The following is a 10263-nucleotide window of genomic DNA, read 5'->3' as shown; positions in this document are numbered from 1 at the left end:
CACGGGACCTCTCCTGAGCCCGCCTTCTTCCTGTCCGGTGCAGGCGAACACGATCGTGTCGAGCTGACCGAACAGCTATACGACGTTCTCAAGCGTGTCGCCCACGCCCTTAGTCACGGCCAGTCGATCAGCATCCTGACCCGCGATCAGGAAATCTCCACCCAGCAGGCCGCTGAGATCCTCGGTCTCAGCCGCCCCACGGTGGTTCGCCTTATCCAGGACGGCGAGTTAGACGCACACGTGCCCGGCGCGGTCCGACGCAAGTTGCGGCTTGCCGATGTCCTCGCCTACCGCGAGGAGCTTCACGCCCGGCGCAACCGGTTCATCACCGAGAGCTCGGAGGAGTTCGCGGACGCCGACGCCGACGAGGTCGCCGAGTTGCTCGGCGAAGCGAAACGTAAGCGTTGACCGTCCGCGGCGTCTGAAAGACTCGCCCATGTGTATCGCGCTGTCCTCGACACCTGTGCCCTGGTGCCGAGCCTTCAGCGTGACTTCCTGCTGCAGTTGGCCACCGAGGAGGCGTACGCGCCCATCTGGGGATCTGGCATTCTCTTCGAGCTGGATTACGTACTGGCCGGCCTGCACGACAAGCGCGGGATCAGCGATAGCGCCAGCCGCCGACGGCACCTCTTCGATCAGCTGAAGCAGGCGTTTCCGGGCTCGGAGGTGCAAGCCCCCAAAGACCGGGAGTACAGCTACGGGCTCAACGATCCCGATGACGGACACGTCGCCCACGCCGCGATCATCGGTAAAGCCAACGCCATCGTCACCGACGATCGCCGGGCCGGATTCAGCACAGCACGCGTGCTCGTGGAGGCCGATATCGAGACCGTGCACCCACATCAGTTCGCCGCCAACACGGTGTCAGCGCACCCGCATGCGGGAGTACGCGCGTTGCGGGAGATGTCGAATCGCCGAGGGAATCCGTCGCAGACCCCGGAGCAGATCATGGAGCTGCTGGTGAGACGGCACAACATGACCGAGGTCGCCGAGATCCTGCTACCGCTGCTGGCGGAAGACAGCCGGCGACCCGGCTGACCAACCTCGATCAACTTCACGCGACCGAAATTCACACACCGAAGATCGGACAAGAACCGGACGAATCAAACTATCCCACCGAGTGCATGACCAGCGTCTATGTAGGTAGAACGTGGTGGCCAGAGCCGGGATCGAAGCGGGTACGAACTCAAACTCCACGCCGGTGGGTCAGGTGGGATGTTCCCAAGGCTCGTGCACCCCTCCTCCGTAGCGTCGCCGACATGACAAACAACAGCAGTGATGTGACAGCAGCTGAGCGGTTCTACGCAGCGTCCGGGCCGACGGCCACGTCGGTGATGGAATGCCGCTCCCACTATTACCGCGAGTGCCTGATGTCCGACCGGGGTGCAGTCACGGTTTGGTTGCGCTCCGGCGAGGTGGAGCACGTCGCCGGCACCCGCTACCTCGACGTAGGGCAGGTGCGCGGCGAAGAGAACGAGGGCACCCTCGAGATCATCTACCTCGGGGAGGTGCTGCGTACGTACCCGACTGGCACGTGGACGCGCTGGGAGAGCGTGGGCAGCGCCGGCGCATGACCGCAGCTGAAGTGAGGCAGCGTCGGGCAGAGGCCGCCACGCGATACCAGCCCGACAAGATCCGGCTGCTGCCTGTCGCGCAAGCTCCACCTGGTGCCGACGACCGCTCCTTCTACTTACCGGACGTGGCGCAGTACGACGGGCTGTTCCGGGCGGTCGTGCAGGTGCTCCTGCCACACGCCGAGCGAACGCGGACCAACAAGGCCTCTCTGCTGGCAGAGCTCGCGACCGTGGTGTTTTCCTCATCGACCTCACCCGATCCCATCGTGAACAGCCGGGCCAGTCGGCCGGAGTTGAGGCTGCAGTTGAGGCTGCAGTTTCCGGCGGTGCTGGTTCGGATCGCGGAGCTCGAACCCGAACGCATCATCCTGATCAAGACCGACGTGTACGACGTTGCGTATCCCGCGCTTTCGACCGCGGGCCTGCCCGTCAGCACGACGCGCAGCCCCTTCCCGTCGTACGGGCAGCTAAAGAACTTCAGAATCGCGTTCGGCCGGGCGCTCACCGGCGAGTGATCGCTCTGCCGTGTCGGCCCCCATGCTTACGCTGACTGCGACCGCAAGCTGAGGAGGAAGCGGATGAACAAGGCCGAGCGTCTCTGGAATCTGAGGGACGGCGTGCTGGCATGGCTGTACGAGCTGCGCGTCGACGGACGCACCATCACCCAGGCGGAGCCTGGGGACTTCATGACCGCGACGGCCTGGTCCGACACAGAGGTCACCCGCGACGAGTTGAACGACACGGTCGCGTGGCTGAAGAACGAAGGCTATGTCGATGGCCACGGCACCTGGCAGGGACCCATTCTCAGACCGCACCTGACGACCTACGGCGAGAAGTACGCCGCGTCAGGCAAGTCCGTGCGTGACCTGCCCGGCGTGGCCGAGGTGAATAGCCCGTACCTGCACATCGAGGGCAGCAGTGGCGTCGCCGTCGCGTTCCATAGTCCTGGCGCGACGCAGACCGTGAACGTCCAGCAAAAGGTCGAGCAGGCAAAGGCTCTCGCCGAGGCGATCGAGCGGGCGCTGCCCGACGTCACCGATGAGAAGGTCCGTGCGGACGCCGAGGAGTTGGTGACGGAGATCCGCGCGGAGTCGAAGTCGGAGGAGCCGAAGCCGGGCCGGTTGAAGGAGTTGGCTACGAAGGCGGCAACGTCGGTGGCCGTCGCAGCGGGGACCGAGTTCGGCAAGGCGATCATGGACACAGCGCTTCCGCTGCTGTCTTAGCCCGCTGAGGGAGGGCGTGAGGCCCGCCGTGAATCGCGCCTACCCGACTCCGAACCCCCAGGTAATTGCGCGGGCGAGACTCGGCGAGTAGTACGCCCGGTCGGCTGTCTTCTTGAACCGCAGCGAGCCGGGATGCTCCGGGAACAGCAGGTACGTCATGTCCGGCTTGACGGCCCGCGGCTTCGTGAACGGCCACGCCAGGCGGCGCGCGACGGGGTACCGAGCCGTGAGCACCTTCTCCGCGTCTTCGCCCAGCCCGATGATCAGCCGCGGCGACACGACGTCCAGCTCCTCGTGGAGGAAGTTCACGCAGTTCTCGATCTCGTACGGACGCGATTTCCTGTCGTCCTCGGGGTGGCAGTGCACCACATTCGTGATGAACAGCTCGGACTTCTTCCGGTCGGCGAGTTCCAGCGCCCGGTCGATGTAGATACCGCTGCCGCCGGTGAACGGGATCCCCGACTCCATGCACTTGCGGCAGAGGCTCTGCCCGACGATGGCGACGGGCGCGTGCGCCGACCCACGTCCCGGTGCCGAAGCGGTCACGCCGGGCTCGTTCATGGCCGGGCACTGCCGGCACGTGCTGATCCGCTCGGCGATGAGGTCCAGCCGCCGCCGTTTCGTGTCCGTCGCCATCTCGCGATGGTCTCACCGGCCCCGAAGCGACCGTCACGAATCCGAAAAGGTTCCCACCCACGTCGGTGGCTTGTGCGACACTGTCGCCCATGCTCCACACCGCCGAGCAACTCAGCACACTCATCACCGCCTGCGAACAGTTCCGCGGCGCCGAGGCGCCTGGCGGGTACCCGGACGGTCTCGCCCTCTGCGTGATCGACAGCGTGCAGTCCACCGGCGTCAACTACACCAGCGTGGGCAACGTGCTCGACCGCTACCGGGCCTATCGCCGCGAACACGGCGGGGAACCCGCCACCGACGGCGCCGCGGAGCTGCTGGCCACCTTCGACGAGTTGGACGGACCTGACGCGTGGGCCAGCCTGATCGGCACCCGCAACCGCACCTCCACCCGCGGCGGGATCTTGAAGGCGGAGGCGATCCGAGAAGCGGCCCGCGTACTCACCGCCGACGGAATCGACACCACCGCGGCGCTGCGCGCAGCCGCCGACGACGACGAGGTCCAGCTGGATCGGGCCCGAAAGGCTTGGTGCGCGGTGAAGGGCCAGCGCTCCGGGATCACTTGGCGCTACGTGCTGATGCTCGCCGGCGTTGCAGGGGTGAAGCCGGACCGCATGATCTGCCGCTTCGTGGCCGACGCGCTGGGGGTACCGCGGCACAACGTCGGCTCGAAGTTCGCAGCGGGGATCGTGACCGCTGCGGCTGCGGAGCTCGACATGTCGGCGACGGCCCTCGACCACGCGATCTGGCGGTTCCAGCGAGGGCGGAAGTAGGCGTCCCCGCTTACTTCGCAGGGAGGATACCCAGCACGTCCCACCTGTCCTTCCACGCGGCGATTGGTGCTACAGGGATGGCGTGGTGGGTACTGGCGTCGTTCTTGACGCGATGCCCGCCGGACTTCGCGAGGTAGTTGCTATGTGCCTCGTGAATATCGTTCTCCATCCACCACTTTGGCACCACGTAGAACTCCGGGTACTCCTTGCGAGATCCACGAGCACCCAGAACTTCGTCTCAAGTTCGGGAGCGACCCCCTTCGCCGCTCTCTTGGTGGTCGTCTGCCACGTGCCGGCCGTCTTCGTCTTGACCTGGATGCTGATCACGCGGCCGTGGCCGGCGTCGCTGGCCAGCAGGTCGATGTCGTGCATGTTCCCGGAGAACGTCAGGGCGTAGCCACCGCGCCGGTGGATCTCGGCAGCGACGAAATGCTCCCCAGCCGACCCGACTTGCTGGCTTGTGAGCTTGGGACGTTTGAACGCGGCGATCACGGGCTGACCGTATCGCCAGGCGCGGAACCTGGCGACGATTCGGACATTCCGCCGAGGCAGGCCCGCTCGACCGCGGCACACTGCGCCCGCACCTCCGGCACCGTCGGCGACAGCTGGTACGCGTGGTGGTGACAGAAGCCGGTCAACTGGTGCCAGGCGTCGATGAGCGCCGGACCCGCCGGTGTCTTGTCGAGGGACTTGAGCACCGCCAGTCTTGCCCTCGCGGTCCCGACAACTACCTGGACTCCCGTCAGCTCTGCGCAACGGGCGTCGATCAGATCCTCCACGGCCCGCCGCGCGAGGAACGCCGCCAACCGGGCGGAGTTGCCCAACGCGGTGCGGTCCGGGGAGTCGAGGAGTTTGTCGGCCCGTGCGAGCAGGACCTCGGCATCACTGGTCACCGGCCCTCCACGATGTCGCGGACGGTGTCGCGGAGATCGCGGATGGTGCCGCGGTCCAGATTGGCCCCGCGATGGGTACCCGACGCGGAAATCGCCAGTGTCGGGAACCTGTGCGTCCGATACGACTTCCAGCCGGACACGTCCCCGTCGGCGGCCCCGGTAACGGTGAGCGCCACCCTCCGCTGGGTGGTCTTCGCCTCCTCCCACGCGATGTCGGTCTCGTGGTACGGAACGCCGGCCTTCGCGCGTTCGCCGAAGTACCGCTGGTGCGCGGCGGCTTCGATCGCCATCCGGAACAGGCCTGGTGCCGCCTTCCGCTTGATTAGGTCGTCGATGTCGTCGTCGAGGATGAGGGCCTCGGCGTCGGCGACGTACCGGTCTGCGGGTAGGTCGTTCGCCTTTACCACGACCAGCGACCCCTGCTCGCGGGTGACGTCGAGCAACTGGGCCGGCACCGATCGTGCGCGGATCGCAGCCGGCAACCGGTCGTCGTGCGAGAACACGATCACCTGTCGGGTCTTACCGAGCTCGACAAGCACGTCGAGGAACCCCGCGATCTTGGCGGGGTCCATCGCTTGGATCGGGTCGTCGAGCACCAGGAAGCGGAATGGGCTCGCGGGCGTGGTGGCACGCGGGATGAACATGGCGAGCGCCAATGCGTGCAGCTCGCCTTGGCTCATCACCGTCAGCGCTCCGGTCGACACCCCGTCCACAGCGCCGTCGACGACGACGTGGCGGCGGTTGGCGACTCCCTCCAGGCTGATGCTGCCGATGTCGACGTTGCTCTCGTGCCGCATTCGCTCCCAGAACTCACCGGTCTGTTCCACCATCGGTGCCAGGCGCCGCTCCCGCAGCGTGTCGGCGGCTGCGCGCAAACACTTCAACGCCCGCTTGACCTGCTCGAGGCTGGCGTCGTCCTTTCGCGCCGCGGCCTCCAGCTCGACCCAGGAGACGATCGCACCAGCGATGGGCGCCCACGCGTCCTCCAGACTGTCCGCGCGCTCCGCGGCTTCTTTGCGCAGCGCCGCCGCCGCCTCGTCGAGTTCCAACGCGGCCAGCTCGACGTGGCCGGGCCGGTCGGCCAGGGAGTCCGGTGCCGTGCGCGCGCTCTTCAGCGCCGCGTCGAACGGCGCGAGCGCGGCCAGGTCGACTCCCTCGACCGCGGCAACATCGGCGACCTCTCCGAAGAAGTCGTCGGCCGCCGAGCGGGCCTGCTTCAGTCGCTGCGCTAGGCCCTGGTGCTTAGCGGTGCTCGCTTCGGCGACCCTCAGGCGTTCCTCGGCCGCGGTGCGCCAGGCGCCGTCGAGGGTCCCGGTCTCGCACACGGGGCAGGCCCCGTCGCCGGTGTCGGCATGCAGGTGCAGCGCGTCGCGCAGCAATGCCGACCGTGAGATCAGGGCCTTCACCGCGGAGTCCGCCTCGGCCGCGTGCGCGTCGATGGCCGCGCGCAGCTCCTCGGCGACCTCTGTGGCCTTGGCCGGCTGCGGGATCTCGAGCGCCGCGATCCGCCGCAGCTTCGCGATGATGGCGGCCTGGTCGGTCGCCGTGCCCAGCGTTGTCGCCTTGATCGCGTCGAGGTCGTAGGGCACGCGCGCGGTGAGCTTCTTCACCTGTTCCGCGCGAGTGTCGGCGGCCTCGCTCAGGGAGTTGCGCAAGCGGGTACGGGCTTCGTTCGCCATCTTGCGCGCCCCACCGAGATGCTTCTCGGCTTCCTTTAGTCGGCCCTCGGCCGCGGCGGCGTCGTCGAGCCCGAGCAGCGTGTCGAGCGCGTCGTACAACGCGGCTTGCCCTTCCTCGAAGACCCCGCCGAGTTCGTCGTACGACATCAGCGGCCGGTGAGTCTTGAGCGCCTGATCCCAGCCGAGTGCGGCAACGGTCTCCCGCTTCTGTCCCTTGATCTGCGACCAGCGTTCGGCCGCGTTCAGCTTGCCGCCCGGCGGCCAGTCCACACCGACGGTGGCGACGGTCCCGGCGCGGTCGTCGTCGGGTTCCATCGCGAAGTCGACCTTGATCGATGCCGGTTCGCCGGCGTGCAGATTCCGCCACGACGCCTGCCAGTGCTGACCCTTCTTGGCCTCCCAGCGGTAGCTGGTGCCGGTGAGCGCGTACTCCAGCGCCTCGGCGAAGCTGGATTTGCCGGATCCGTTGCGGCCGCTAATCACCGTGATCCCGCGGTAGGGATTCACCTCTAAGGTGGCGCGCCCGCCTATGCCGCGAAACCCCGACACCGTGATGGAACGGAGGAAGGCGCGCAGCGGCGGCGGAGCGCCAGTCGTCTCGATCTTCGGCTGCTCCGGTGGCGGGGCGTCCCCACCGAGTTGATCGGCGAACTCGTCGTCTCCCCGCATCGCCGCGGCGACGAGGTAGACGGTCTCGTCAGCAACCGCCTCGTTGTCGGCCAGTAGCTCCCAGACCTCCGCCTCGACCGAACCGCCGAGCCCCGCACCGTCCACTGTCACGCCCCCTCACAACCGGATGTGCACGCAGCTTCGCACACAGGCATGACACAGCCGGTGGATAGACTGCCGCCCAGCCGGTAGGCGGCCAGAAGATCACAGATCCAGCACAAACAATGCCGGCAACATCCGCGCGTCACGGTGTCGACCTAGCCTGACGCGGTGGCGGGGACACAGTCCATCAAGTCGGCGGACCAGATTGGTCGTCTCGGCGTCATGTACTTGCGGTCCCTCCTGGCGCAGGCAGGCGTCGCGCATGCCGAGACATCCAGCGGCGAGGACCACCTGGCGGTCGACATGACGCTGGAGTTCATTGCTGGCGGTGTCCGGGTCCAGATCAAGACCGGCACGAAGGCAACGAACAAGGACGGCAGCCTCACCGTGCCGGTGACCGAAGCCTGGAAAACGAAGTGGTCCGCAGCTCAGGTTCCGGTGTTCCTGGTGTACGTCCGCCTGGAGAAGTCGACGCCGACCGAGTGGATTGAGCACCCTGACCGGCACACCGTTGTCCACGCGCGAGCGCTGTGGGCCCGGGTGAACTCGGTGAGGGGCAAGAGTGTCAGACTGCCAGCGCAGAATCGGCTCACCGCCGAGACCTTCGCAACGTGGGCCGGCGAGTTCGACCAGCCGAGTGAGTGGGGAAAGGCGGCGAGCGCGTGACCTCAACAGTGCATGACCGTGTCGTCCGCTACCTCGCCGCGACTGGCTGGCTACCACCCGATGAGGTCGGCGAGGTCGGGGGCCTTTGGCGCCACCCGACGTCACAGCACCTGTTGCCGGTACCGAACGAGTTGGTCGAGGGCGGCATCGACTGGCAAGTGATCGCGGAGCGCGTCGGGATGCTCGAAGGTGCAACCGCCGCCGATGTGGCAGCGCGGCTCGGCGGCGAAGCGGTAGACATCGCCAATCTGCGTGCGGCCAAGGACCTCGTCATCCGCGACACAATCCCCTACGCCGCGGGTGTCACCCTCGTGCAGTCGAGCTGGACGATGTTGAGGTCCTCGGCGACGACCGCGCTGGGACAGCGTGCCCTGATCCGCAACTACAGCAAGACCGGCGACGAGCTGATCGCCTCCGCACGGATGGCTCACACGCGCAAGGGATCCTTCATCATCCCGATCGTGCTGCCGCTCAGCGAGCCGACGCCCGCCAAGAAGCAGGAGCCGCCGACCCTGCCGGACATAGGCATCACCACCGCGCCGGAGCCTCCCGAGCGGCGTGTCATGCGCACCTTCGCCGAGGCGCTCGCGACGTTGGACAGGGAGGTCGTTCAACCGGAGCGTGAGCCCCGTGCCAGCGTCGACCCGGACCTGATCCGTTCAGGCGTCAGCCACCAGTTCGTGGCCGCCCTGCACCGGGTGCTCACCGCAGACTCCGTCACAGAGTTCAGCGCGGCCTTCGAGTGGACACCGTTGGGTGGACCTGTCCCGAAGGGTCTCACTGCGGTGTCGGTGCCTGCCACGGCCAGTGAGCGCATCGGGAACGTGGCCAGACGTCTGAAATCGCGGACCACGCCGCGCGTGGCGGAGCAGTTCGTCGGACCGATCCAAGGTGTGCACCGTGACCATGACGCCGACACTGGGAGGGTGACGGTGGAGATCGCCCGCAACGGCCGGACCACCAGCGTTTCCGTCAACGTGTCCCCCCCGGTACTGGACGAGGCGTGGCAGTGGGCACGCGAGCGCAGGACAGTCGTAGTCAACAGCCGGGTGCACAGCACCCGCGAGGGATTGCAGGCCGTTACTCAGGACGCCGTCGCCCCGCTCATGTTGGACGCTCCAACCGGCTGAGCGTCACCGGCGTGGGCGTCAGCGCGCCGCGTTGGTACGTGCCGCGTCCAAGCGACGGTGGATCATCGAGAGGGTTCCCAGCACGTCGAGCGCGTCCTGCTCGGACACCTCCCAGACCAGCCGTGGTTCGTGAGCGGCCGGGTTCCGAAACGCGGCGAAGATTCCTTCAGCCAGGAGCGCGACGCCTTGCTGCTCGTTGCGTTCGGTGACCGTCGCGCATGCGGTCAACAGCACCCGGGGCGACTTGCCTCCCAGTGCCGCCTGCACTAACGGTCGCCCGTCCTCATCGAGTCCGGACTTCTCCCGCAGGCGGGCACCGAGGCCCTTGACCGCCTCGAAAACGGCTTCGTAGTGGTCCTTACGCAACAGCTCCTCCCGGCAATGGCGTATGACCTCCGGGTGTGCGCGGCGCTCTTCCAACAACTTACGTAACCGCTCGCTCCGAGCAGACGCCTCCGAGGCGGTGGCTGCCTTCTCGGCGGGGCCGATGGTCCCGTTGGCGCGCAAGCGATAGCCCGACAGTGACAGCACCTGGGTCAGCTCGTCACGGGCCACAACAGCCTTGGCCTGGCGGTCCCAGACCATCTCAGGCTTCATCGCTGCGATAATTACGGCCAGGACGGGCCGGCCGTCTCCCTGCGAGTACTGCTTCTCCTGCATGCTCGCGGCAAGGCGCTTCCACTTCGTCTGGCCTTCGCCGAGCGGGTCCGGCATCCCCACCGAGGCGAGGATCCGCGTGAGTTCGGGGCCGGTGTACAGCTCTCCGATGATCCTGGCGATGTTCTCGATCGAGCCGTGGCCGAATGGTGCAATGGTGCTGGCTGCCATTGGTAGTCAGCCCCCTGTCCCTGTCGGTGACGCCTCGTAGGCGTGAAAATGGGTTCGGGTCGCCTGTCGACGCCGACGCTTCCTTGGGCTGTG

At 67.1% G+C, this 10263-nt stretch carries 13 protein-coding genes and 1 pseudogene; 9 read left to right on the top strand and 5 right to left on the bottom strand.

What is annotated here, in order from left to right; all coding sequences use genetic code 11:
- From AC2VON_RS00845 to AC2VON_RS00820, 6 genes and pseudogenes are all read left to right on the top strand, one after another.
- The coding region (locus AC2VON_RS00845) for a helix-turn-helix domain-containing protein (RefSeq protein ID WP_486951249.1) at positions 1–408 on the top strand (408 nt) is incomplete at its 5' end.
- Positions 409–438: 30 nt separating this feature from the next.
- Complete coding sequence (locus AC2VON_RS00840; protein WP_486951248.1) at positions 439–1038, top strand: PIN domain-containing protein; 600 nt, start codon at positions 439–441, stop codon at positions 1036–1038.
- Positions 1038–1109, top strand: a pseudogene (locus tag AC2VON_RS00835) (site-specific integrase); the annotation flags it as partial. The gene AC2VON_RS00840 and the pseudogene AC2VON_RS00835, both read left to right, overlap by 1 nt.
- A gap of 150 nt (positions 1110–1259) precedes the next feature.
- On the top strand, positions 1260–1574 hold the full coding sequence (locus AC2VON_RS00830; protein WP_486951247.1) for a hypothetical protein: 315 nt from the start codon (positions 1260–1262) through the stop codon (positions 1572–1574).
- On the top strand, positions 1571–2089 hold the full coding sequence (locus AC2VON_RS00825) for a hypothetical protein (RefSeq protein WP_486951246.1): 519 nt from the start codon (positions 1571–1573) through the stop codon (positions 2087–2089). The genes AC2VON_RS00830 and AC2VON_RS00825 overlap by 4 nt, the downstream gene beginning before the upstream one ends.
- A 63-nt stretch (positions 2090–2152) precedes the next feature.
- Positions 2153–2797, top strand: coding sequence for a hypothetical protein (locus tag AC2VON_RS00820; protein WP_486951245.1), 645 nt, complete (start codon positions 2153–2155; stop codon positions 2795–2797).
- A gap of 39 nt (positions 2798–2836) precedes the next feature.
- Here AC2VON_RS00820 and AC2VON_RS00815 read toward each other — a convergent pair whose 3' ends face one another.
- Positions 2837–3433: a uracil-DNA glycosylase family protein gene (locus AC2VON_RS00815; RefSeq protein WP_486951244.1), complete on the bottom strand. Its 597-nt coding sequence runs from the start codon at positions 3431–3433 to the stop codon at positions 2837–2839.
- A gap of 89 nt (positions 3434–3522) precedes the next feature.
- Here AC2VON_RS00815 and AC2VON_RS00810 point away from each other — a divergent pair, with 89 nt between their 5' ends.
- Positions 3523–4203 (top strand): hypothetical protein, encoded by a 681-nt coding sequence (locus tag AC2VON_RS00810; RefSeq protein WP_486951243.1) that lies wholly within the window; start codon positions 3523–3525, stop codon positions 4201–4203.
- Positions 4204–4272: 69 nt separating this feature from the next.
- Here AC2VON_RS00810 and AC2VON_RS00805 read toward each other — a convergent pair whose 3' ends face one another.
- Genes AC2VON_RS00805 through AC2VON_RS00795 form a run of 3 tightly spaced genes read right to left on the bottom strand, consistent with a single transcriptional unit; the run spans position 4273 to position 7555 of the window.
- Positions 4273–4695 carry a hypothetical protein gene (locus tag AC2VON_RS00805; RefSeq protein WP_486951242.1) on the bottom strand — a complete coding sequence of 141 codons (423 nt, stop codon included), beginning with the start codon at positions 4693–4695 and terminating at the stop codon, positions 4273–4275.
- Positions 4692–5096, bottom strand: coding sequence for a hypothetical protein (locus AC2VON_RS00800; protein ID WP_486951241.1), 405 nt, complete (start codon positions 5094–5096; stop codon positions 4692–4694). The genes AC2VON_RS00805 and AC2VON_RS00800 overlap by 4 nt, the downstream gene beginning before the upstream one ends.
- Positions 5093–7555 (bottom strand): AAA family ATPase, encoded by a 2463-nt coding sequence (locus AC2VON_RS00795; RefSeq protein ID WP_486951240.1) that lies wholly within the window; start codon positions 7553–7555, stop codon positions 5093–5095. Before AC2VON_RS00795 ends, AC2VON_RS00800 begins: the two co-directional genes overlap by 4 nt.
- Positions 7556–7714: 159 nt before the next feature.
- On the opposite strand from AC2VON_RS00795, the gene AC2VON_RS00790 reads away from it, so the two are divergent.
- Entirely contained in the window at positions 7715–8212 is a 498-nt protein-coding gene (locus tag AC2VON_RS00790) for a DUF4365 domain-containing protein (protein WP_486951239.1), read from the top strand.
- On the top strand, positions 8209–9342 hold the full coding sequence (locus tag AC2VON_RS00785; protein ID WP_486951238.1) for a hypothetical protein: 1134 nt from the start codon (positions 8209–8211) through the stop codon (positions 9340–9342). Before AC2VON_RS00790 ends, AC2VON_RS00785 begins: the two co-directional genes overlap by 4 nt.
- 18 nt (positions 9343–9360) lie before the next feature.
- Here AC2VON_RS00785 and AC2VON_RS00780 read toward each other — a convergent pair whose 3' ends face one another.
- Entirely contained in the window at positions 9361–10170 is an 810-nt protein-coding gene (locus AC2VON_RS00780) for a TIGR02391 family protein (RefSeq protein ID WP_486951237.1), read from the bottom strand.
- Between the last annotated feature and the right edge of the window lie 93 nt (positions 10171–10263).

The organism is Mycobacterium sp. TH-M82 (genome assembly GCF_057473605.1).
Note: the sequence above shows the minus strand (reverse complement) of the source record. Positions and strands in the feature narration are given on the sequence as shown.

Excerpts from the sequence above, each read along its gene's own strand:
- AC2VON_RS00825 (WP_486951246.1), top strand. The coding sequence starts at position 1,571 with ATGACCGCAGCTGAAGTGAGGCAGCGTCGGGCAGAGGCCGCCACGCGA.
- AC2VON_RS00810 (WP_486951243.1), top strand. The coding sequence starts at position 3,523 with ATGCTCCACACCGCCGAGCAACTCAGCACACTCATCACCGCCTGCGAA.
- AC2VON_RS00820 (WP_486951245.1), top strand. The coding sequence starts at position 2,153 with ATGAACAAGGCCGAGCGTCTCTGGAATCTGAGGGACGGCGTGCTGGCA.
- AC2VON_RS00780 (WP_486951237.1), bottom strand. The coding sequence starts at position 10,170 with ATGGCAGCCAGCACCATTGCACCATTCGGCCACGGCTCGATCGAGAAC.
- AC2VON_RS00830 (WP_486951247.1), top strand. The coding sequence starts at position 1,260 with ATGACAAACAACAGCAGTGATGTGACAGCAGCTGAGCGGTTCTACGCA.
- AC2VON_RS00815 (WP_486951244.1), bottom strand. The coding sequence starts at position 3,433 with ATGGCGACGGACACGAAACGGCGGCGGCTGGACCTCATCGCCGAGCGG.